General features: G+C 74.9%; 19 protein-coding genes. 9 read left to right on the plus strand and 10 right to left on the minus strand.

From position 1 onward, the window contains the following. The first annotated feature begins 122 nt into the window (after nt 1-122). A complete protein-coding gene (locus tag ACYSMR_RS05950; protein WP_461747649.1) occupies nt 123-1871 on the plus strand; it encodes a bifunctional 3'-5' exonuclease/DNA polymerase in 1749 nt (582 codons plus the stop codon). 7 nt (nt 1872-1878) lie between these two features. Here ACYSMR_RS05950 and ACYSMR_RS05955 read toward each other — a convergent pair whose 3' ends face one another. From ACYSMR_RS05955 to nth, 3 genes are all read right to left on the minus strand, one after another. Further along, the gene (locus ACYSMR_RS05955; protein WP_461747650.1) at nt 1879-5586 is read right to left on the minus strand and encodes an nSTAND1 domain-containing NTPase; all 3708 of its coding nucleotides are present in this window, start codon (nt 5584-5586) and stop codon (nt 1879-1881) included. 159 nt (nt 5587-5745) lie between these two features. Beyond that, nucleotides 5746-6435, minus strand: a complete 690-nt coding sequence (locus ACYSMR_RS05960; protein ID WP_251333959.1) for an NUDIX hydrolase — start codon at nt 6433-6435, stop codon at nt 5746-5748. An 83-nt stretch (nt 6436-6518) separates the two neighbouring features. Next, nucleotides 6519-7394 carry an endonuclease III gene (gene nth / locus ACYSMR_RS05965; protein WP_309126766.1) on the minus strand — a complete coding sequence of 292 codons (876 nt, stop codon included), beginning with the start codon at nt 7392-7394 and terminating at the stop codon, nt 6519-6521. Between the two features lie 170 nt (nt 7395-7564). On the opposite strand from nth, the gene acs reads away from it, so the two are divergent. Both acs and aroQ read left to right on the plus strand, forming a co-directional pair. Next, a complete protein-coding gene (acs, locus tag ACYSMR_RS05970; protein ID WP_461747651.1) occupies nt 7565-9514 on the plus strand; it encodes an acetate--CoA ligase in 1950 nt (649 codons plus the stop codon). Between the two features lie 144 nt (nt 9515-9658). After that, the gene (aroQ, locus tag ACYSMR_RS05975) at nt 9659-10099 is read left to right on the plus strand and encodes a type II 3-dehydroquinate dehydratase (RefSeq protein ID WP_309126649.1); all 441 of its coding nucleotides are present in this window, start codon (nt 9659-9661) and stop codon (nt 10097-10099) included. A gap of 3 nt (nt 10100-10102) precedes the next feature. On the opposite strand, the gene ACYSMR_RS05980 is transcribed toward aroQ, so the two are convergent. Further along, entirely contained in the window at nt 10103-11278 is a 1176-nt protein-coding gene (locus tag ACYSMR_RS05980; protein ID WP_461747652.1) for a MarP family serine protease, read from the minus strand. Between the two features lie 241 nt (nt 11279-11519). On the opposite strand from ACYSMR_RS05980, the gene ACYSMR_RS05985 reads away from it, so the two are divergent. After that, entirely contained in the window at nt 11520-12197 is a 678-nt protein-coding gene (locus ACYSMR_RS05985; protein WP_251333917.1) for a Crp/Fnr family transcriptional regulator, read from the plus strand. A 91-nt stretch (nt 12198-12288) separates the two neighbouring features. Here ACYSMR_RS05985 and ACYSMR_RS05990 read toward each other — a convergent pair whose 3' ends face one another. From ACYSMR_RS05990 to ACYSMR_RS06000, 3 genes are read right to left on the minus strand one after another with little or no spacing between them, the layout of a single operon-like run. After that, nucleotides 12289-13212 carry an NUDIX hydrolase gene (locus tag ACYSMR_RS05990; protein WP_461747653.1) on the minus strand — a complete coding sequence of 308 codons (924 nt, stop codon included), beginning with the start codon at nt 13210-13212 and terminating at the stop codon, nt 12289-12291. Further along, on the minus strand, nt 13196-13681 hold the full coding sequence (locus ACYSMR_RS05995; protein WP_251333915.1) for a RidA family protein: 486 nt from the start codon (nt 13679-13681) through the stop codon (nt 13196-13198). Before ACYSMR_RS05995 ends, ACYSMR_RS05990 begins: the two co-directional genes overlap by 17 nt. A gap of 36 nt (nt 13682-13717) precedes the next feature. Beyond that, nucleotides 13718-13912 (minus strand): DUF4177 domain-containing protein, encoded by a 195-nt coding sequence (locus ACYSMR_RS06000; RefSeq protein WP_251333914.1) that lies wholly within the window; start codon nt 13910-13912, stop codon nt 13718-13720. A gap of 92 nt (nt 13913-14004) precedes the next feature. Between ACYSMR_RS06000 and ACYSMR_RS06005 the strand changes: the two genes are divergently transcribed. Next, a complete protein-coding gene (locus tag ACYSMR_RS06005) occupies nt 14005-16164 on the plus strand; it encodes a transglycosylase domain-containing protein (protein WP_461747654.1) in 2160 nt (719 codons plus the stop codon). A gap of 12 nt (nt 16165-16176) precedes the next feature. Then, entirely contained in the window at nt 16177-17094 is a 918-nt protein-coding gene (locus ACYSMR_RS06010) for a metallophosphoesterase (RefSeq protein ID WP_374238504.1), read from the plus strand. A gap of 30 nt (nt 17095-17124) precedes the next feature. Here ACYSMR_RS06010 and ACYSMR_RS06015 read toward each other — a convergent pair whose 3' ends face one another. Together ACYSMR_RS06015 and ACYSMR_RS06020 are read right to left on the minus strand one after the other, a co-directional pair. After that, complete coding sequence (locus ACYSMR_RS06015) at nt 17125-17712, minus strand: RBBP9/YdeN family alpha/beta hydrolase (RefSeq protein ID WP_461747655.1); 588 nt, start codon at nt 17710-17712, stop codon at nt 17125-17127. Continuing rightward, a complete protein-coding gene (locus ACYSMR_RS06020) occupies nt 17709-17867 on the minus strand; it encodes a hypothetical protein (protein WP_251333911.1) in 159 nt (52 codons plus the stop codon). Before ACYSMR_RS06020 ends, ACYSMR_RS06015 begins: the two co-directional genes overlap by 4 nt. 153 nt (nt 17868-18020) lie before the next feature. Between ACYSMR_RS06020 and ACYSMR_RS06025 the strand changes: the two genes are divergently transcribed. Genes ACYSMR_RS06025 through ACYSMR_RS06035 form a run of 3 tightly spaced genes read left to right on the plus strand, consistent with a single transcriptional unit; the run spans nt 18021 to nt 19956 of the window. Further along, the gene (locus ACYSMR_RS06025) at nt 18021-18497 is read left to right on the plus strand and encodes a MarR family winged helix-turn-helix transcriptional regulator (protein ID WP_461747656.1); all 477 of its coding nucleotides are present in this window, start codon (nt 18021-18023) and stop codon (nt 18495-18497) included. A gap of 5 nt (nt 18498-18502) precedes the next feature. Beyond that, nucleotides 18503-18925, plus strand: coding sequence for an organic hydroperoxide resistance protein (locus ACYSMR_RS06030; protein WP_461747657.1), 423 nt, complete (start codon nt 18503-18505; stop codon nt 18923-18925). After that, nucleotides 18925-19956 carry an NADP-dependent oxidoreductase gene (locus tag ACYSMR_RS06035; RefSeq protein ID WP_461747658.1) on the plus strand — a complete coding sequence of 344 codons (1032 nt, stop codon included), beginning with the start codon at nt 18925-18927 and terminating at the stop codon, nt 19954-19956. The genes ACYSMR_RS06030 and ACYSMR_RS06035 overlap by 1 nt, the downstream gene beginning before the upstream one ends. On the opposite strand, the gene ACYSMR_RS06040 is transcribed toward ACYSMR_RS06035, so the two are convergent. Beyond that, nucleotides 19946-20644, minus strand: coding sequence for a haloacid dehalogenase type II (locus tag ACYSMR_RS06040; RefSeq protein WP_309126776.1), 699 nt, complete (start codon nt 20642-20644; stop codon nt 19946-19948). The genes ACYSMR_RS06035 and ACYSMR_RS06040 overlap by 11 nt on opposite strands. Between the last annotated feature and the right edge of the window lie 303 nt (nt 20645-20947).

The following is a 20947-nucleotide window of genomic DNA, read 5'->3' on the forward strand; positions in this document are numbered from 1 at the left end:
CGCCCGGCCGGACGGGCCGGCCGATGTGGACGGGACACCGCGCCCCGCGCCGCCGCGGGTCCGTGTGCAGTCCGGGGGCCGGGGCACCATACGATGACGGACCCGTGCAGGACAATGGCCTCGTGCACATCGTGATGGGAACGGCGCCGGACGGCGGGGACGGCCACCGGGCCCAGCTCCTGACGGGCGCCGGCACGCCGGCCGGGGCGGAGCTCGTCGTGCCCGCGGGGGAGCTCGCGGCGTTCGTCGCCGAGCGGGAGGAGTCCGCCCGCCGCGCCGGGACGACCCCGCCGCGCTGGACGTGGGAGCGGACGGCCGGGCTCTACCCTGAGCTGCTCGCGGCGGGCGTGCGCGTGGAGCGCTGCCACGACCTGCGCCTGTGCCAGGCGATCCTCGCGACCGCCGCCACCGCCCACGGCTCGGGGACCGGCGGTCCCCTCCCCTACCGCCCGGCCCTGGCCCCGCTGCCCGGCGACGAGGCGCCCGGCCTGCTGCCGCCGCCGCGGCCCGCGCCGGGCCAGTCGAGCCTCTTCGACCTGCCGCGGGCGGCCGGCCCGGGCACGGCGGAGCTCGCCGCCGAGCTGCGCGCCCAGTTGGCCGCGGTGGCGGGGGCGGCGGACCCGCGCCGGATGACCCTCCTGCTGGCCGCCGAGTCGCAGGGGGCGCTGATCGCGGCCGAGATGCAGCACGCGGGGGTGCCGTGGCGGGAGGACGTCCACCGCGCGCTCCTGGAGGCCGCGCTGGGCCCGGAGCCCCCGCCGGGGGAGCGTCCGGAGAAGATGGAGCGCACCGTCCGGCGGCTGCGGGAGGTCCTCCACGCGCCGGGGCTGAACCCGGACTCCCCGCAGGAGCTGCTCAAGGCCCTGCGGGCCGCGGGCGTGGACGTCACGAGCACGCGGCAGTGGGAGCTCGTGGAGTGGGCGCGCGCCGTGCCGGGGCTCGCCGCGCAGCGCCAGGAGCTGATCGAGCCGGTCCTGGAGCACAAGAAGCAGGCGCGGCTGCTCAGCGCCAACGGCTGGCACTGGCTGGACACCTGGGTGCGGGAGGGCCGGTTCCACCCGGAGTACGTGGTGGGCGGCGTGGTCACGGGCCGGTGGGCGGCCCGCGGCGGCGGGGCCCTGCAGATCCCGCACGTGGTGCGGGACGCCGTGCGCGCCGACCCGGGCCGCGTGCTCGTCGTCGCCGACGCGGCCCAGCTCGAGCCGCGCGTGCTCGCGGCCCTGGCCCACGACGACGCCCTGGCCGCGGCCTCCCACGGGCGCGACCTCTACCAGGCGATCGCGGACCTGGGCGAGGAGCGCGGCACGGAGCTCACCGAGCGCCCGCAGGCGAAGGTCGCCATGCTGGGGGCGATGTACGGGGCGACGACCGGCCAGTCCGGGCGGCTGATGCCGCACCTCGCCCGGATGTTCCCGCGGGCCGTGGACTACGTGGAGCGCGCGGCCCGCGTCGGGGAGACGGGCGGGCAGGTGCGCACGCACCTCGGCCGGTGGTCACCGCCGCCGGGACCGGCGTGGGAGGCCGCCCAGCGGGATACCGCGACCGCGGAGGCCGAGCGCCGGGCCGGGGCGATGGCCCGCGGCCAGGGCCGCTTCACCCGCAACTTCGTGGTGCAGGGCACCGCGGCGGAGTGGGCGATGTGCTGGATGGGCAGCATCCGCTCGGCCCTGGCCCGGGAGGGCCTCGACGCCGAGCTCGTCTTCTTCCTGCACGACGAGATCGTCCTGCACTGCGCGCAGGCGGACGCCGCCCGGGCCTCCGACCTGGTCCGCGGCTGCGCTGAGCAGGCGGGACGGATCGTCTTCGGGCGGATCCCGGTGGAGTTCCCGGTGAGCGTGGCGGTCGTGGCGTCCTACGCGGACGCGAAGTGAACGGCGCTCAGCACAGCGGCCGGTAGGGCGCACCGGGCACGTGCCGTCCCCACTCGGTCTCCGTGACGGGGTCCCCGCGGTGCGCGCACACGTGGGCGGCGGCGGTGTCGGCGTCGACGATCCAGCTGCGGACCACGCCGTCGTCGCCCGCGGCGATCAGGCGGTCCCCGGCGAAGCGGACGTCGTTCATCCGCTCCCCGGACGCGGACAGGGCCCCGACGACCTCGATGCCGCCGTCCCCGACCTCCCACATCCACACGAACTTGTCCCCCGCGGCACCGGCCAGGCTCGCGCCGTCGGGCGAGAACTGCATCCCCTTGACGGAGGACAGCGCGTCGGCGGCCTGCGCGACGGAGCGGGGTGCGGCCGGGTCCGTGACGTCCCACAGGTGCACCCGCCCGCTCTCGGTGCCCACCGCCATGAGCTCCTCGGCCGGGGAGAACGCCAGCGAGGTGACCACGGAGTCGAACCGGAGGGTCGCGCTCCGCCGCGGCGCCTGCGGGTCGGCGACGTCCCACAGGGTGACGTGCCCCGTGTCGTCGGCCGCCGCCAGCAGCCGCCCGGAGGGGTGGAACTGGGCGGCCTCCGTGCCGGCCACCGGTAGCGCGGCCACCCGCCGGACGGTCCCGTCCCCGGCCCGGCGCAGCAGCGCGACCTCGGTGCCGACCTCCGACCACGCCGCCAGGGTGGTGCCGTCCGCGGTGATGCCGGCGCCCGTGATCGCGGCGTCGAGGGCCGGGGTCCGCGTGGGCTCGCCGGGGCGCCCGTCCTCGAGGGGCCACACGAGGAGGTCCCCGTCCTCCGTGCCCCCCGCCACGAACGAGGCGTCGGGGGCGACGGCGCCGGCGAACCACAGGGACTCCCCGCGCGGTGCCTGCGGGGCGGGCAGCTGCCGGGGGTGCTCCCCGGTGAGGTCCAGCAGCGAGACGACGTCCTCGCCGACGCCGACCACGCTCAGGACGGTGTGGTCCCGGTCGGTCGAGAGCTGGTAGACGGGCTCGCCGCGGCGCTGGACGACCGGCCCGTACCGGTCCCATGCCCGCGTGGTCCCGTCCTGGGAGGTCGTCAGCACCCGGTCCCCCACGCCCAGGGCGCTCGTCACGCGCGACGGGGTGGGGTAGACGTCGACCGTGGACCGGTCGGCGAGCCGGTGGACGTAGGCGTGCTGGTCGTAGCTGGCGGAGACGATGCGCTCGCCGTCCGCCGAGAAGTTCACGTCGCTGACCCAGCTGTCGAAGCCCCCGATGACCCCGGCCTCCGTGACGCGGTCCCCGGAGACCTCGAAGAGCCGCAGCTCGCGGGCGGCCAGGCCCGCGGCCAGCCGCTCCCCGTCGCCGGCGAGGTCCAGGGACAGCACCTGGCGCCCGGTCGGGACCCGCTCGAGGCGGCGCGGCTGGCGCTCCCCGGCGGCGAACCGGTCAATGCCGGTGGCGGCCCCGCCCACGTAGACGGTGCCGTCGGCCGCGGCGGCGAGCGCGGTGACGGCGCCGGGGTCGTCGAGCTCCAGGGGCGGGAGGGCGCCGGGGGCCCGCAGGTCCTCGAGCGACCACCGCAGGACCTCGCCCGCCCCGCCGGCCAGCAGCTGCCGCCCGTCCGGGGAGAGGACCACGGCGTTGACCGGCGTGTCCGCGTCCACCGCGGCGTCGCCCAGCCGCTGCGCGGGCTGCTCCGTGACGTCCCAGAGGCTGACGTGGCCCTCCCCCGCCACTGCGGCGAGAACGCGGCCGTCCCGGACCACCAGGTCGACGTCCCGCAGCCCCGGGTCGTCGTCGACCACGGCGACGTCCTCCCGCCCCGTGTCCAGGCGCCCGGTGCCGCGCCACACGGACAGCGTGCCGTCACCGGCGGCGCGGGCGACCACCGACCCGTCGTCCAGGGCCGCGAGCCGGGAGGCCCCCTCCGGCCCGATCAGGCGCTCGGGGCTGGCCACCGCGGTCGCGTCGACGAGCGCGGAGATCCCCTCGCGCGTGGGCTCGATGCGGTAGGCCGCCAGGCTCAGCTGCGCGGCGAGGTCGGGCGTCTCCCCGCGGATCCGGGAGGCCTCCAGCGCCGTCTGGCGGGAGAGCGCCTCGTCGCGGGCGTCCTCGGCGGCGGCCTGGTAGCGCTCGGCCCGCACCCCCAGCACCCCGGCGACCACGGCGGCGCACACGGCCAGGGCCAGCAGGACGAGGGCCACGCGGCCGCGGCGCTCGATCTCGCGGGCGCTGCGCTGCTGGCGCGCCAGGGCGTCGTCGTAGTGGCGCTCGCTCTCCTCGAGGTACTCGCGCTCGGCCGGGCTGAGCAGGGCCTGCTGGCGGGGGTCCCCGGTCCAGTCCCGGAAGGACGCCAGCTGCCCCAGCGGGATCAGCGCGAGGGGGTCGCGGTCGTTGGCCAGCCACATCTGGGTGGCGCGCTGCAGCTGCTGGCGGACGTAGAGGTCGCGGCGGCTGTCCTCGATCCAGCGGTTGAGCCTCGACCAGTGGTCCAGCAGGGCCTCGTGGCCGAGCTGGATCTCGTCCCGGTCGATGGTCAGCAGCCGGGCGCGGGCGAAGTGCTCCACCACGGCCGCCCCGCCCTGCGGGAGCTCCTCCCGCAGCACGGGGGTGCGCACCACGGTGGCGGAGGAGCCCGTGCCGACCACGCGCACGAGGCGCAGGAGGACGGCGCGGGCCACCTCGCGCTCGTGCGGGTCCAGCTCGGCGTAGGCCTCCTCGGCCCGCCGGTCCAGCGCCTCCGTGATCCCGCCGGCCGCGTGGTAGTCGGCCACGGTGAGCTCCCGGGTGCGGGCGTGCTCCCAGGTGCCCAGCAGCGCCTGGGACAGCAGGGGTAGCAGCCCGACCCCGACCTCGGTCCCGCGCGGGGCGGCGTCCCGCAGGACCACCCCGACCAGGTCCGGGGACACGCGGGCGCCGACCGCCTCGGCGGGGCCCACGACGATCCCGCGCAGCTGCTCGCGGCTGAGCGCCCCGAGGAGCACGGGCCGCTCCAGGGCCGCGCGCAGCTCGGTGTGGCGGCTCGCGGTGCCGAAGAAGTCCGCGCGCAGCCCGACCACGACCACCCGCCCGCGGCCCGCGGCCGCCAGCCGCTCCAGGAACCGCGCGGCGCGCTCGGGGTCGGGGGAGCTCGTCCACAGCTCCTCGAGCTGGTCGACGACGAGCAGGTCGGGATCGTCCGTGAGGACCCCGGAGAGGCGCTCCTGCGGGTCGAGCCCCGGCGTGGTGGTGACGGCGCTCCACCCGTGCAGGGGCTGGCCCTCGGCGCGCAGCCGGCCGAGCAGGCCGGCGCCCAGCAGGGAGGACTTGCCCGCCCCCGAGGCCCCGACCACGGCCAGGATGCGCGGGCCGTCCGCCGCGGCGAGCGCGGTGACGCGGGCGCCCAGCTCCGCGACCTCCGCGGCCCGCCCGAAGAAGTGCGCCTCGTCCTCGGGGCGGTAGGCGCGCAGCCCGACGTACGGGGTGGTCGTCGGCTGGACCGGGGTGCGGGAGCGGTTGACGTCCGCCCACCACTGCGCGGCGGGACGCTCCTCGGTCAGGCCGAGGGCTTCCAGCAGGACGGTGAACTCGCGGCGCAGGGCGGGGCCGGGCAGGTGCGCACCGCTGAGCCAGCCCTGGATCGTGCTCGCGGGCAGGCCGCAGGCCGCGGCGAGCGCGCGCACCGACAGGCCGCGGCGGTGCCGTGCGGCGCTGAGCTGCTCGGCGAGCCGGGGCCGGCCGGCGCCGGAGCGGGGCGTGGTCACCGGGGCCTCCTCTGGGGTCGGGGTGCAGGGAGCGGGGCGGCAGGACGGGGCCGCGGGGCACCGCGGGAGTCCCCACCGTAGTCCGTTCCCCCCGTCGGCGGCACGGCGCGTCTCGACGGGAGGCGGCGCCGCGGCGCGGGGGCGCCGCCGGCCGCGGGCTCAGAGCGGGGCGGGCAGGACCCGTGCCGTGTCCCACGGCACGGACCAGCCCAGCGCGGCGAGCACCCGGTCCAGGAGCACGCCGGTGAACCCCCACACCGTCACCGTCTCCGCCGTGCCCGCCACGGGGACGGTGAACGCGGGCGAGCGGTAGGTCTGCCGGCCCCGCGTCACGCTCGCGTAGTGCCGGCGGGCGGGGTCGACGAGGTCGAGCACGGGGACGCGGAAGACCAGCGAGGACTCGGCGTGGTCGACGACGTCGACCGGGGAGGACTCCCGCCACCAGCCCAGCACGGGGGTGACGAGGTGGTTCGAGACCGGCAGGGGCACGGGCGCCAGGGCGCCGAGCACCTCGACGCCCCGCGGGTCCAGACCCGTCTCCTCCTGCGCCTCGCGCAGGGCGGCGCGCACGTGGGCCGCGCTGACCTCGCCGCCGGGCACGCTCAGCAGCTCGTGCAGGTCCCCGTCCCCGGGGTCCAGGCGGCCGCCCGGGAAGGCGACCTGGCCGGGGTGGGAGCGCAGGGTCGCGGCCCGCTGGACGAGCAGGACGTCGAGGTCCCGGCCCACCCCTGCGGCGTGCTCGGGCGAGCGGGCGGGCAGGGCGTCGAGCGCCCCGAAGAGGATGAGCACCGCCGAGCGCCGGTAGTTCTCGTCGATGCGCCCGATCCGCCAGGGCTCGCGGTCCTCCATCCGCAGCCGGTGGCCCTCGCGGGCCACCCGCAGCAGGTCCCGGTAGGCGTCGCCCGGGCCCGTTCCGTTCCCGTCCGGCGCGCTCACGAGCTCAGCGGCCAGCCGTCGGCGCGCAGCTGCGCCCGGGTGCGGCCCGCCAGGTACGCGTCGAGCAGCTCCTCGCGGCCGGGGGCGAACTCGTACTTGAGCAGCGCCGCCGCCTCGGCGGCGTCCGTGGGCCCCGTCCCGTAGGACGGGCACAGGTCGGCGACGGGGCAGACCCCGCAGGCCGGGCGCTGCGAGTGGCAGATGCGCCGCCCGTGGTAGACGAGCCGCTGCGACAGGTCCGTCCAGTCCTTGGGCTCGAACAGCGCCGCGACGTCGCGCTCGACCTTGACCGGGTCCTCCTCCTCGGTCCACTCGAAGCGCCGGGCGAGGCGGCCGAAGTGGGTGTCGACCGTGATGCCGGGCACCCCGAAGGCGTTGCCGAGGACCACGTTGGCGGTCTTGCGGCCCACCCCCGGGAGGGTCACCAGGTCCTCGAGCCGGCCGGGGACCACGCCGTCGTACTCGTCCACGATCTTCTGGGCCAGCGTCTGGATGGAGCGCGTCTTGGCGCGGTAGAAGCCCAGCGACCGCACCACCTCCTGGACCTGCGCCTCGTCGGCCTCGGCCAGCGCCCGGGGCGTCGGGTAGGCGGCGAACAGGTGCGGGGTCACGGAGTTCACCCGCACGTCCGTGGTCTGGGCCGAGAGGACGGTGGCGACGAGCAGCTGGTAGGGGTTCTCGAAGTCCAGCTCGGCGACCGCGTAGGGGTACGTCCCGGCGAGCACCGCGTTGATCCGCCGGGCCCGCCGCTTGCGCGCCAGCGGGGACTCGGGCCGGCCCGTCCGCCGGCGCCGCGCGGCACCGGCCCGGGCCTTCGCGGGGTCCACCACGCGCAGGTGGGCGGGCGGACGGGGCACGGAGGAGGAGGCCATGCCCCGATTCTAGGGCGAGCGCCCGCTCCGGCTCCGTGACCGCGTGCGGCGTGGGTCTGTGGAACCGGGTGGGCCGATCGTCTAGGGTGAAATCGACACTTTGTGAGCTGCGACACGGGCGCCGGGGCCCCGGGGCCCGTGCGCGGTGCCTCATGAGAAGGGAACCCCACATGGCTTCGGACGCCACTCCTGTCGAGACCAAGACCTTTGCCCCCAGCGCCGAGTTCACCGCCCAGGCCAACGCCACCGCGGAGCTGTACCGGCAGGCCGAGGCGGAGGGCACCGAGTTCTGGGCCCGCCAGGCCCGGGAGCTGCTGAGCTGGGACAAGGAGTTCACCGAGGTCCTCGACTGGTCGAACCCCCCGTTCGCGAAGTGGTTCCAGGACGGCACCCTCAACGCCTGCTACAACGCCGTGGACCGCCACGTCGAGGCCGGCCGCGGCGAGCGCGTCGCCATCCACTTCGAGGGCGAGCCCGGCGACAGCCGCAGCTACACCTACGCGCAGCTCAAGGACGAGGTCTCCAAGGCCGCCAACGCCATGGAGTCGCTCGGGGTCGCCAAGGGCGACCGCGTGGCCCTCTACCTGCCGATGATCGCCGAGGCGGTCATCGCCATGCTCGCCTGCGCCCGCATCGGCGCGATCCACTCCGTGGTCTTCGGCGGGTTCTCCGCCGACGCCCTCCTGTCCCGCGTCGAGGACGGGGAGGCCAAGCTCGTGGTCACCGCCGACGGCTCCTTCCGCCGCGGCAAGCCCTCGCTGCTGAAGCCGGCCGTGGACGAGGCCCTGTCCAAGGGCGGCGCCTCCGTCCAGCACGTGCTCGTGGTGCGCCGCAACGAGGCGGAGATCGAGATGACCGAGGGCCGCGACGTGTGGTGGCACGAGGCCCTCGACGCGGCCTCCCCGGAGCACACCCCGTCCGCGCAGGGCGCCGAGGACCCGCTGTTCGTGCTCTACACCTCCGGCACCACGGGCAAGCCCAAGGGCATCGTGCACACCACCGGCGGCTACCTCACCCAGGGCGCGTTCACCCACAAGAACGTCTTCGACCTCAAGCCGGAGACCGACGTCTACTGGTGCACCGCCGACGTCGGGTGGGTCACCGGCCACTCCTACGTCGCCTACGCGCCGCTGGTCAACGGCTCCACCCAGGTGATCTACGAGGGCACCCCGGACTCCCCGCACCGCGGCCGGTTCTGGGAGATCGTGCAGAAGTACGGCGTGACGATCCTCTACACCTCCCCCACGGCGATCCGCACCATGATGAAGTGGGGCGAGGAGATCCCCGCCGAGTACGACCTCTCCTCCCTGCGCGTGCTCGGCACGGTGGGCGAGGCCATCAACCCGGAGGCCTGGACCTGGTTCCACCGCGTGATCGGCGGCGGGCGCTGCCCGATCGTGGACACCTGGTGGCAGACCGAGACCGGCGCCATCATGATCTCCCAGCTGCCCGGGGTGACGGTGGCGAAGCCGGGCTCCGCGCAGGTCCCGATCCCGGGCATCAAGGTCGACGTCGTCGACGACGCCGGCCACTCGCTCGGCAACGAGGCCTCCGGCTTCCTGGTGGTCCGGGAGCCGTGGCCCTCGATGCTGCGCACCATCTGGGGCGACGACCAGCGCTACGTGGACACCTACTGGTCCCGCTTCGGCGAGATGTACTTCGCCGGGGACGGCGCCAAGCGCGACGCCGACGGCGACGTGTGGATCCTGGGCCGCGTGGACGACGTCATGAACGTCTCCGGCCACCGCCTCTCCACCCCGGAGATCGAGTCCGCCCTAGTCTCCCACCCGGCGGTCGCGGAGGCCGCCGTCGTGGGCGCCACGGACGAGACGACCGGCCAGGCCGTGATCGCGTTCGTCATCCTGTCGGACCAGGCGGAGGCCGAGGGCCGGGACAAGGCGGAGCTCGCCGAGGAGATGCGCGCCCACGTGGGCAAGGAGATCTCCCCGATCGCCAAGCCCAAGAAGGTGCTCATCGTCCCCGAGCTGCCGAAGACCCGCTCGGGGAAGATCATGCGCCGCCTGCTCAAGGACGTGGCGGAGGACCGCCCGGTCGGCGACGTCACCACGCTCGCGGACCAGACCGTCATGCAGCAGATCGTGGACTCGCTCGCCAAGTAGGCGCGCCTGCCGTCCCGGAGGGCGGCGTGCGGGCGGGGACCCGGCCGGGGCCCCGCCCGCACGCCGCCCTCCGGCGTTCGAGCAGGCGTCCGGGCGGGTGGGGCGGCGGACGGGACGGCGCGCCGGCGTGTGAGGATGGGTGCCATGCGCAAACCGATCTACGTGCTCAACGGCCCCAACCTGAACCTGCTCGGCACCCGCAAGCCCGAGGTCTACGGCACGACGACGCTGGCCGACATCGAGGCCGCCGTCCGCGCCCGGGCCGCAGCCGGCGGCTGGGAGGTCTCGTTCCACCAGTCCAACCACGAGGGCGACGTGGTGGACCGGATCCAGGAGGCGCGCACGCAGGGCGCGGCGATCCTCATCAACCCCGCGGCGTTCACCCACTACTCGATCGCGATCCACGACGCCCTGGAGGCCGCCGACGTCCCCGTCGTCGAGGTGCACATCTCCAACGTCCACCGCCGGGAGCCGTTCCGGCACACGTCCTACGTCTCCCTGCAGGCGGACGCGGTCATCGCCGGCGCGGGCGCGTACGGCTACGAGCTGGCCGTGGACTGGCTGCTGCGCACGCTGGAGGGCTGAGCCTCAGGCCGCGCAGGCCCCCGTCGGCACGGCCTGCGTGCTGCCGGCCGCGGCGGCCAGCGCGCCGCGCAGCTCGTCGAGGGTGAGCGCGTAGCCGACCTGCCCCTCGAGGGCCTTGGCGAACACGACGCCCACCACGGACCCGTCCTGCGCGACCAGCGGGCCGCCGGAGTTGCCCTGCTGCACCGCCCCGGCCAGCTGGATGATCTCCACGGCCCCCGTCCCGCCCTCGCCCACGTCCTGCAGGGGCGCGAGCGCCGTGCCCTGCACGGTGGCGGGCTCGGCGGTGAAGGGCCCGCCCAGCGGGTAGCCCATGAACGCGACCAGGTCCCCCGGCGCCGGGTCCTGGCCCAGGGGCAGCGCCGGCGTCGGCAGCGTCGGCACGGAGAGCACGGCGAGGTCCGCGGCCGCGTCGTAGTGGACGACCGCGGCGGGGTGCACCTGGCCGTCCCGGGTCTGGACCACGGGCTGGTCCACCCCGGCCACCACGTGGGCGTTGGTGACCACCTGGCCCGGCGCGGTGGCGAACCCGGAGCCGGTCTGGGTCTGCCGGCAGGCGACCGCCGTCCCGTACACCTGCACCACGGAGCGGCCCGCCTCGGCCAGGGCGGGCGTGTCCACGTCGTCGGCCGGGGCCTCCTGCGCGGGGAACAGCAGGGCGTCGAGCTCCCGCATGCCGGTGGCGCCGTCGACCGCCTCCCGGGCGCTGGTGACGGCGGAGCGCACCGGGCTTGGGGTGTGCTCGTCGATGGCGCGCAGCACCGCGGAGGCCGCGACCTGCTGGGAGACGGCCGGCAGGCCGAGCTGGCCCACCAGGGAGGCCAGCAGGGAGATCGCGAGCGCCGCCACGGCGACGTCGAGCGCGGCCCCCGCGATCCGGTTCAGCAGCCCCAGGCGCATCCGCTCGGTCACCGCCGACAGGGCGCGGCCCACGACCCCGCCGAGCATCTGCCCGGCGACGAGCAGGACGAGCACCGTGGCGAGCACCGCGCCCACCCGGTACTGCGGCCCGACCTGCGCGCTGACCCACGGGGCGGCCGAGAACGCCGCCACGGCCCCGACCACGAGGCCGGCCAGGGAGAACAGGGAGTTGAAGAACCCGCGGCTGAACCCGTAGAAGAGGTAGCCCAGCAGCACGACGACGAGCAGGACGTCGAGCAGGTTGAGGGACGGGGGCATGGGCATCCTCTGGGTGGGTCGGCGCGGCCGGGGCGGGAACGAGCCACCAGCATAGGGAGTGCGCCTGGGAGAACCGTGGAGCGCCGCCGCGCGGAGGCCGGGGCCCGTCCTTGGGAATCGCGCGCCGGAGACACTACAGTGAACGTCAGGTACGTTAGGCCGCTCACACGTGCGTGCACGGCCCCCGTTGACACCGCCCCGCCGGGCCCGCCCGGACGACGGCGAGACCCTGAGGAGAAGCATGGATATCGACGTCCTCCGCCGCGCCCCCCTGTTCGCGTCCCTGGACGACCAGGCGTTCGCCGCCCTGACGGAGGAGCTCACCGAGGTGGAGCTCTCCCGCGGCTCCACCCTGTTCCACGAGGGGGACCCGGGCGACCAGCTCTACTTCATCGTCTCCGGCAAGATCAAGCTCGGCCGCACCGCCCCGGACGGCCGCGAGAGCCTCGTGGCGATCATGGGCCCCGGCGAGCTGTTCGGCGAGATGGCGCTGTTCGACCCGAGCCCGCGCTCGACCTCCGCGACCGCGGTCTCGGAGACCCGCCTGGCCGGGCTCAAGCACGAGAACCTCAAGAAGGTCATCGAGCGGTCCCCGGACGTCTCCGCGCAGCTGCTGCAGGCGCTGGCCCGCCGGCTGCGGCGCACCAACGAGTCCCTCGCGGACCTGGTCTTCTCCGACGTGCCGGGCCGTGTGGCCAAGGCCCTGCTGGACCTGGCGGACCGCTTCGGCCGTCCGGCCACCGACGGGATCCTCGTGGCGCACGAGCTGACCCAGGAGGAGCTCGCCCAGCTGGTCGGCGCCTCCCGCGAGACCGTCAACAAGGCCCTGGCCGAGTTCGTCCAGCGCGGCTGGATCCGGCTGGAGGCCCGGGCCGTCGTGATCCTGGACCTGCAGCGGCTCAAGCAGCGCAGCCGCTGACGCCCCCACCGCCACGTGCCACGGCCCGGGTCCCCGCGGGGACCCGGGCCGTGGCGCGTCCGGGGTGCGGCGCGGCCGCGGTGCGGGCGGCTCAGGAGAGGTCGATGCGCAGCACGGGCTGTCCGTCGCGCACCTCGAGCACCGGGTTGCGCAGCGCGACCGTCCGCTTCCGGGCCAGGAAGGCGATCGCCGAGGAGCACTCGGCGATCGACTCGAGCACGCACTGGACCCCCGGGGAGACGAGGTCCGCGAGCCGGCGGCCCGCGGTGTCCTCCTGGCCGACGAGGTCCCCGAGCCACGTGCCGCCGGGCTCGGCGGTCGCCTGCCCGGCGTCCACCCAGCGCCCCCAGATGCCCCTGGACTCGAGCAGGGACGCGGCCTGCCCGTCCGGGACCACTGCGGCGAAGTAGTGGATGTCGTAGCGGCGGTGGACGAAGTCGGAGGTCACCCAGTGCGCGAGGGGCCGGAGCAGGTCGGAGCGCAGCAGGAGCCGGCGACGGCCCAGCACCTGGGCGAGGGACACGTCCCCCAGCGCCAGCGCCTCGCGCGAGCGCATCCACTCGGCGCCCTCCACGGACTCGACCGTGCTCATCGGGTCGGCCCCGGCCAGCAGCACCCCGGTCTCCTCGAAGGCCTCGCGGGCGGCGGCGACCACGGCGCGGCGGGCGCGGCCGACGTCGTCGGTGCCCAGCCTGCGGGCCCACTCGACCGGGGTCGGCCCGGCCCAGTCGAGCGGGTCGTCGTCGTGGGCCTCCACGATCCCGCCCGGGAAGCCGATGGTGCCCAGCGGGGACGTGCCCGGGCGGTAGGTCAGCAGGGTCTCGACGCCGCGCTCCCCGTCCCGGACGAACACCACCGCCGCCGCCGGGGCGGGCGTGCTGCTCGGGATCCCGGCGCCGCGCTCCAGCCACGCCTGCGCGGCCTCGCGGTGGCGCTCCGGCACCTCGAAGTACCGCACCACCGGCGGGCGGCCGGTGCCCGAGGTCCGCTCGGGGTGCTCAGCTGAACTCGGCAACCAGCTCCACCTCGACCGGGGAGTCGAGCGGCAGGACCGCCACGCCGACGGCGGAGCGCGCGTGCACGCCCGCGTCGCCGAAGATCCGGCCCAGCAGCTCGGAGGCGCCGTTGACCACGCCGGGCTGGCCCGTGAAGGCCGGGTCGGAGGCGACGAAGCCGACGACCTTGACGATGCGGACCACCCGGTCCAGGTCGCCGATGCGGTCCTTGACGGCCGCCACGGCGTTGAGCGCGGCACGGGCGGCGAGCTCGTGCGCCGTCTCCGGGGAGACGCTCCCCTCCGCGCCGTCGGCGGAGACCTTGCCGGTCGCGGGCAGCGCCCCGTCCACGAACGGGAGCTGGCCCGAGGTGTGCACCCACGAGCCGGTGACCACGGCGGGCACGTAGGCGGCCACGGGGGCCGCCACGGGAGGGAGCTCGAGGCCGAGCTCGGCGAGGCGGGATTCGACGGTGGAGCCGTTGCTCATGAAGTCCTCCGGGATCTCTGCGCGGTCCGGTCCGCGTCAGTTCGTGGGCCGCTTGAAGTAGGCGATGGGGTTGGTCTGGACGGGTGCGTTCATGTTGCCCGCGGGCACGTCGGCGGGGGTCGAGCCGGGCAGGACGGTGACGAGCTCCCAGCCGTCCTGGCCCCAGTTGTCGAGGATCTGCTTGGTCGCGTGGATCATCAGCGGCACGGTGGCGTATTCCCAGGTAGTCATGCGCCCAGCGTAGCCACCAGCGGCGGGGCGCGCGGCACCCGTGACCGTCCCCACATCAGGGTCCACCACGGTTGCGCTTGTAGACTGCACCAATGGCTTCCCGCAAGAACTCTGCCTCGCAGGCACCGTCGGCCCTCGGCAACGTCGTGGCGTTCATCGCCACCAGCATCGTCGCCGGCATCGTGGCCGCCGGTCTCCTGGTGCCCCCCGCAGCAGCCACGGGCCTCGCCGCCAACGCCTCGATCGGGTGGTTCAAGGACCTCCCGGCGCAGATGGAGACCGGGCCGATGTCCCGGGCCTCCACGCTCGTCGCCCGCGACGGGACCGAGATCGCGTCCTTCTACGCGCAGAACCGCACGCCCGTCCCGCTCCAGGAGATCTCCCCCCACATGGTGGACGCGCTGCTGTCCATCGAGGACCGGGACTTCTACGAGCACGGCGGGGTGAACCTCAAGGGCATCATCCGGGCGCTGGGCAACAACATCATCCGCCCGGACGCCCGCCAGGGCGCCTCGACGATCACGCAGCAGTACGTGAACAACCTCATCATCGACGCCCAGGACCGGGCGGGCGAGGAGGCGTCCACGCTGGGCGCCAACAAGGGCTACGCGGACAAGATCAAGGAGATCAAGCTCGCGCTGTCCATGGAGCAGGAGCTGTCCAAGGAGCAGATCCTGGAGGGCTACCTCAACATGGTGCTCTTCGGCGGGCAGAACTACGGCGTGGAGGCCGCCGCCCAGTACTACTGGGGCATCCCCGCCTCCGAGCTGACGATCTCCCAGTCGGCGGTCCTGGCAGGGATGGTCCAGTCGCCCAACTACTACGATCCCGCCGCGAACCCCGCCGCCGCCACGGAGCGGCGCAACGTCGTGCTGGACACCATGCTCCTCACCGGGTCCATCACCCAGGCGGAGCACGACGCCGCGGTCGCCGAGCCGGTCGAGGTGGACCTGCACCCCACGAACTCCGGGTGCTCGGCCGCCGAGATGGCCCCGTACTTCTGCGACTACGTCGAGAACGCCATCCTCCAGGACTCCACCTTCGGCGAGACCCCCGAGGAGCGGCTCATGACCCTCCAGCGCGGCGGGCTGACGATCACCAGCACCCTCGACGCCGACGCCCAGCGCACGGCCGAGGAGGAGGTCAACCGCACGCAGCCGCGGGACGAGAACCCGGACAAGGTCTCCACCGCGCTGGTCTCCCTCGAGCCCTCCAACGGCGACATCGTGGCCATGGCGCAGAACACCTACTACTCCACGGGCGAGGGCGACTCCAACACCACGTACAACTTCAACGTGGACTCGTGGATGGGCGGCGCCGGCGGCTTCCAGGTCGGCTCGACCTACAAGCCGCTGACCCTGGCCACGTGGATCGACGACGGCAAGGGCGTCAAGGACGTCGTCGACGCCTCCCAGACCCGGTGGCCCGCGGACTACCGGTGGGACGCCTCCTGCCTCGAGGGCGGCTACAAGATCGAGCCCGGGGACAACTCCCAGGGCTACGAGATCCAGAACGCCTCCCCCGGCTACACCCGGTCCATGCCCGTGGACTACGGCATCTACAACTCCATCAACACCGCGATCTACGCGATGGCGGAGGAGATGGACCTGTGCCACATCGGGGAGATCTCCCAGGCGCTGGGCATCGTCAACGGCAAGACCGGCGACCCGGTGGACACCACCGTGCTCTCCGCGCTGCTCGGCGGCTCGGTGGACATCTCCCCCATGACGATGGCCCGCGCCTACTCGGCGTTCGCCAACCGCGGCGAGATGTGCGAGCCCCGGGCCCTGGCGAAGGTCGTGGACTACACCGGCAAGGAGTACGACATCCCCGGGACCTCCTGCGAGCAGGTCATCAGCGAGGACGTGGCCGACGGCGTGAACTACGCCCTGGAGCAGGTGCTCGTGCGCGGCTCCGGCTACAAGCGCGGCATCGGCCTGCCGGGGGCCTCCGCGGCGAAGACCGGCACCACCGACAACTCCACGCAGACCTGGATGGTCGGCTACACCCGCGGCCTGGCCACGGCGTCGTGGGTCGGCAACTACGAGTTCGGCTCCCGGTCCCTCAACGGGCTGTCCATCGGCGGCCAGCGCGGCGGCTCGGACACCGAGTGGGTGGACGGCTCCACCTACGCCGGCGCCCAGTGGCAGCGGTTCATGGAGGACATCGCCCGCGACTACGACACGGAGGACTTCGAGAAGCCCTCCGAGCGGGTGCTCGAGGGCCGCAACGGCAGCACGGCCATCGGCTAGGTGGCGGCCTCCGTGAGCCCCCGGCACGCGCCCGGAGGGGCCGGCCTGCTGCGCGCGGCCGCCGCCACGGCCGGGGCCGGCGCCGCCGCGGCGGCGGGCCTCGGCGCGTGGGGCGTCCTCGTCGAGCGCCGGCGCTTCCAGCTGCGCACGGAACGGCTGCGGCTGCTGCCCGAGGGCAGCGCGCCGCTGCGGATCCTGCACCTGTCCGACCTGCACGTGTGGCCGGGGCAGCGCTCGGTGCGGGAGTTCGTGCACTCGCTGGCCGGGCTCCAGCCGGACCTCGTGGTGGACACCGGCGACAACCTCTCCCACCTGGACGCGCTGCCCTGGCTGCTGGAGATCCTCGAGCCGCTGCTCCGCTTCCCCGGCGCCTACGTGCCCGGGTCCAACTGCTACTTCGCGCCGCGGCTGAAGAACCCCGTGCGCTACCTGTGGCGGGACACCTCCGGGGAGTCCCGCGACGAGGCGCCCCGCCTGCCCACGCAGGCCATGCACGACGCCTTCGACGCCGCCGGCTGGACCCCGCTGATCAACCGGGCCGCCCGGCTCGAGGTCGCCGGGCGGGTGCTGGACCTCTCGGGCGTGGACGACCCGCACCTGGGCTACGACGAGCACCCGGGGTTCGTGGACCCGGCCACGGCGGACCTGCGGATCGGGGTGGCCCACGCCCCGTACCTGCGCACCCTGGACCGCTTCGCCGAGGACGGCGCCCAGCTCGTGCTGGCCGGCCACACCCACGGCGGCCAGGTCTGCCTGCCCGGCGGGCGGGCGCTGGTGAGCAACTGCGACCTCGAGCCCGCCCGCTGCAAGGGGCTGATCACCCAGCGCGGCGTCCCGGTCAACGTCTCCGCCGGGCTGGGCACCTCCCGCTTCGCGCCGATCCGGCTGTTCTGCCCGCCCGAGGCCGTCCTGCTCACGCTCACCGACTGAGCGCCCGCCCCGGCTCGGGGCCGGCGCAGGTCAGGACCCGGCGGGTCGGGTGAGGGCGTCGAGCACGACGGGCAGGCGGCTCACGCCGTCGGAGCCGCAGAAGTGCCCCGCGCCGGGCACGACCCGCAGCTCGGCCCCGAGCCGGGCGGCGAGCTCCTCGGTGGCCGCGGCCGGCACGGTGGGGTCGTCGTCGGAGCGCAGCACCAGGCGGTGGCGCGTGTTCGCGCGCACCGCCGCGAGGTTCACGTCCTCGGCGAGGAAGTCGTCGAGCAGCGGGACGCTCTCGAGCCGGCCCGTGAACCCGGCGACGAGCACGATCCCCCCGAGCGTCCACGGCTGCGGCAGCCGGGCGAGGTGGCGCAGCACCGTGATGCACCCCAGGCTGTGGCCGACCAGGTGCGTGTGCTCGTCCACCCCGCCCACGGCCCGCCCCACCGCGTCGAGCCACGCCCCGGCCTCCGGGAAGGACGGCTCCGGCAGCTCCACGAGCACGACCTGCACGCCCCGGGCCGCGAGGCGCTCGCGCAGCCAGGGGAACCAGTGGCTGTCCGGGGCGGCGTCGTAGCCGTGCACGACGGCGACCCGCCGGACCGGTGCGGCCGGGACGGGAGCGGTCATCCGCTGATCTCGGGCACCGCCACGATCACCCGGTGGTTCGTCCTGTCGCACAGGTACATCTCGACGGTGCCCTCCGGCACCGGCCCGCCCTCGGGCCACTGGTCCTCGGGGATCTGCCGCAGGGGGCCGCCGCAGGACGGGCAGATGGGGTCCATGGTCGTCTCCTCGGTCGGTGGGGGCCTCCGGGTGCTCGGAGCCCGTGGCCCGAGCATCCCGCAGATCGCCCCGGGACACAATCCCCGCCTCCCGGGCCACCGCCGGTGACCACTTGTGTTGTGCACAACTGGGTTGTGTGCGACAGTACTGGCATGGATCCCGACCTCCGGCTCGACGAGCAGCTGTGCTTCGCCCTGTACGCGGCCTCCCGCGCCACGACCTCGGCGTACCGCGAGCTGCTGGCCGAGCTCGGGCTGACCTATCCGCAGTACCTGGTCCTGCTCGCCCTGTGGGAGCAGGACGGGCCGACCGTCTCCGCCCTCGGCGCGCGCCTGCACCTCGACAGCGGGACGCTGTCCCCCCTCCTGAAGCGGATGGCGGACGGCGGCCTGCTCGAGCGCCGCCGGGACCGGGCCGACGAGCGGCGGGTCACCGTCCACCTCACGGAGGCCGGCACGCGGCTGCGCGAGCGCGCACCGCAGGTGCAGCGCCGCGTGCTGGAGTCCGCGGGACTGACCCCCGAGGAGATCGCCACGCTGCGCCGCCTCGCCCGCAAGATCAGCGCCTCCACCCGCACCACCACCACATCCACCAGCCCCGCCCCCACCCCCATCCCCACCGAGGAGTAAGCCCCATGCAGACCGTCTACACCGCCGAAGCGCTCGCCACGGGCGCCGGCCGCAACGGCCGCGCCCGCACCACGGACGGGCGGGTGGACCTCGCCCTGGCCGTGCCCCGGGAGATGGGCGGCTCCGGCGACGGCGCCAACCCCGAGCAGCTGTTCGCCGCCGGCTACGCCGCGTGCTTCCACTCCGCCCTGCAGATGGTGGCGCGGCAGCAGAAGGTGGAGCTGGGCGACTCCAGCGTCGGCGCCCGCGTGGGCATCGGCCCCGACGGCCAGGGCGGGTTCGGCCTCGAGGTCGCCCTCGAGGTCGTCATCCCGGACCTGGACCCGCGGACCGCCGCGGACCTCGCCGAGCAGGCCCACCAGGTCTGCCCCTACTCGAACGCGACCCGCGGCAACGTCGAGGTCGTCCTGACCGTCGTGGAGGACTGATGAGCGCCCCGGAGAACACTCCCCCCGGCACCCCCCGGAGCACCCGCCAGATCGTCCTGGCCTCCCGCCCGCAGGGCTGGCCCACCCCCGAGAACTTCCGGCTCGAGCAGACGGACCTCCCCGAGCTCCTGCCCGGGCAGGTCCTCGTGGCCAACCGGTGGATGTCCGTGGACCCCTACATGCGCGGACGGATGAACGACGTGAAGTCCTACGTCCCGCCGTTCCAGGTGGACCGGCCCCTCGAGGGCGGAGCCGTGGGCGAGGTCGTCGCCTCGGCCAGCCCCGACGTCGCCGTGGGGCGGATGGTCCTGCACGGCGCCGGGTGGCGCGAGCACGCGGTGCTCGACGCCGGCTCCGTCACCGTCGTCGACCCGGCCCTGGCCCCGGGCTCCGCCTGGCTCGGCGCGCTCGGCATGCCCGGCCTCACCGCCTACGCCGGTCTCATGGCCGCGGCCCGGTTCCGGCCGGGGGACGTCGTGTTCGTCTCCGGCGCCGCCGGGGCCGTGGGCTCCCTCGTCGGGCAGATCGCCCGGCTCAGCGGCGCCGCGCGCGTCATCGGCAGCGCGGGCTCGCCCGCGAAGGTCGCGCGCCTGCTGGAGCTCGGCTTCGACGCCGCCTTCGACTACCACGACGGGCCGGTGCTCGAGCAGCTGCGGGCGGCGGCGCCGGAGGGCATCGACGTGTACTTCGACAACGTGGGCGGCGACCACCTCGAGGCCGCCATCGACGTGCTCACCACCGGCGGGCGGGTGTGCCTGTGCGGGGCGATCGCCCAGTACAACGCGACGGAGCCGCCGGCGGCCCCGCGCAACCTGGCCCTGGCGATCGGCAAGCAGCTGAGCCTGCAGGGCTTCCTGGTGGGCGCTCACCAGGACCTGGTGCCCGGGTTCCGCGAGAAGATGGCCGGCTGGCTGGCCGCCGGTCGGATCGCCCGGGACGAGACCGTGCGCGAGGGCCTCGACGAGGCCCCGCAGGCCTTCATCGACCTGCTGGCCGGGGCGAACACCGGGAAGATGGTCGTCAGGCTTTGAGGCCGTCCGCGCCGGCGCCGAGCCGGGCCGCGAGCTGGACGAGGTCGCAGACCCGCAGGTCCGGGGTGCGCGCGTACTGCGGATAGGGTGCGCCGTGGCGGTCGATCCACGCGGTGTGCATCCCGGCCCGGGCGGCGCCGTGCAGGTCCCACGGGTTCGCCGCGACCATGAGGGCCCGCTCCAACGGGACGCCCCAGACGCCGCTCGCCCAGGCGTAGGACTCCGGGGCGGGCTTCCAGCAGGGGGCGTCGTCGACGGAGAGCACGTGCTCGAAGTGCTGGCGCACTCCCCCGCGCTCGAGCAGGCCCTCCGAGGTGGCCTCGGAGCCGTTGGTCAGGGCCGTGAGCCGGAAGCCCGCCCCGGCCAGGACCTCGATGCCGGGGGCGACGTCCGGGTGGACGGGCAGGCGCTGCATGCCCTCCCGGATGTGGTCCACCGCCTCGTCCACGTCCCGGTCGGGCGCCTGGACGGCGAACAGCGAGCGCGCCACGGCATCGCCCAGGGCCGCGAAGGGCCGCGACTCCCCGTGGACGGCGAGCGCGAACCCCTCCCGCAGCACGGCCGCGAACCAGGTCTGCGCGAGCGGGCCCGGCAGCCCCAGCTCCTCGAACGTGCCGTGCATCGGGCGCATGTCGGACAGCGTCTCGTTGACGTCGAAGACGAGGACGGGCTTGTCGTCGGAGGTCATGGCGGCTCCCCCTTCCGGGCGCGATAGCTCAGAGGATACGACCGGGCGGCGGGCCCTCCCCGACCGCGGCGTAACGAAACGGTCGGCAACGCGGCCATTGTCACGAAACACTGGGCGGCACACGTAGCCTGCCAAGCAGCGATCCTTCTTCTCCGAGGCCCTCGCTGCGGCGGCTGAGGACCCGGTTCCACCTCGAGGCAGAAGCCAGAGGCGGCCGGTGCATGTCGTTGACCTCAGCTACCCGATGCGCACCGAGCTGCAGATCCTCCCGGGGATTCGCTGGTGCGCACGCACACGGCGGCG

The organism is Kocuria sp. U4B (genome assembly GCF_054875615.1).

What these genes read in the sequence shown, in the direction of transcription:
- ACYSMR_RS05960 (WP_251333959.1), bottom strand. Translation starts at nt 6,435, where the DNA reads ATGGAGGACCGCGAGCCCTGGCGGATCGGGCGCATCGACGAGAACTAC.
- nth (WP_309126766.1), bottom strand. Translation starts at nt 7,394, where the DNA reads ATGGCCTCCTCCTCCGTGCCCCGTCCGCCCGCCCACCTGCGCGTGGTG.
- acs (WP_461747651.1), top strand. Translation starts at nt 7,565, where the DNA reads ATGGCTTCGGACGCCACTCCTGTCGAGACCAAGACCTTTGCCCCCAGC.
- aroQ (WP_309126649.1), top strand. Translation starts at nt 9,659, where the DNA reads ATGCGCAAACCGATCTACGTGCTCAACGGCCCCAACCTGAACCTGCTC.
- ACYSMR_RS05980 (WP_461747652.1), bottom strand. Translation starts at nt 11,278, where the DNA reads ATGCCCCCGTCCCTCAACCTGCTCGACGTCCTGCTCGTCGTCGTGCTG.
- ACYSMR_RS05985 (WP_251333917.1), top strand. Translation starts at nt 11,520, where the DNA reads ATGGATATCGACGTCCTCCGCCGCGCCCCCCTGTTCGCGTCCCTGGAC.
- ACYSMR_RS05995 (WP_251333915.1), bottom strand. Translation starts at nt 13,681, where the DNA reads ATGAGCAACGGCTCCACCGTCGAATCCCGCCTCGCCGAGCTCGGCCTC.
- ACYSMR_RS06000 (WP_251333914.1), bottom strand. Translation starts at nt 13,912, where the DNA reads ATGACTACCTGGGAATACGCCACCGTGCCGCTGATGATCCACGCGACC.
- ACYSMR_RS06005 (WP_461747654.1), top strand. Translation starts at nt 14,005, where the DNA reads ATGGCTTCCCGCAAGAACTCTGCCTCGCAGGCACCGTCGGCCCTCGGC.
- ACYSMR_RS06015 (WP_461747655.1), bottom strand. Translation starts at nt 17,712, where the DNA reads ATGACCGCTCCCGTCCCGGCCGCACCGGTCCGGCGGGTCGCCGTCGTG.
- ACYSMR_RS06020 (WP_251333911.1), bottom strand. Translation starts at nt 17,867, where the DNA reads ATGGACCCCATCTGCCCGTCCTGCGGCGGCCCCCTGCGGCAGATCCCC.
- ACYSMR_RS06025 (WP_461747656.1), top strand. Translation starts at nt 18,021, where the DNA reads ATGGATCCCGACCTCCGGCTCGACGAGCAGCTGTGCTTCGCCCTGTAC.
- ACYSMR_RS06030 (WP_461747657.1), top strand. Translation starts at nt 18,503, where the DNA reads ATGCAGACCGTCTACACCGCCGAAGCGCTCGCCACGGGCGCCGGCCGC.
- ACYSMR_RS06035 (WP_461747658.1), top strand. Translation starts at nt 18,925, where the DNA reads ATGAGCGCCCCGGAGAACACTCCCCCCGGCACCCCCCGGAGCACCCGC.
- ACYSMR_RS06040 (WP_309126776.1), bottom strand. Translation starts at nt 20,644, where the DNA reads ATGACCTCCGACGACAAGCCCGTCCTCGTCTTCGACGTCAACGAGACG.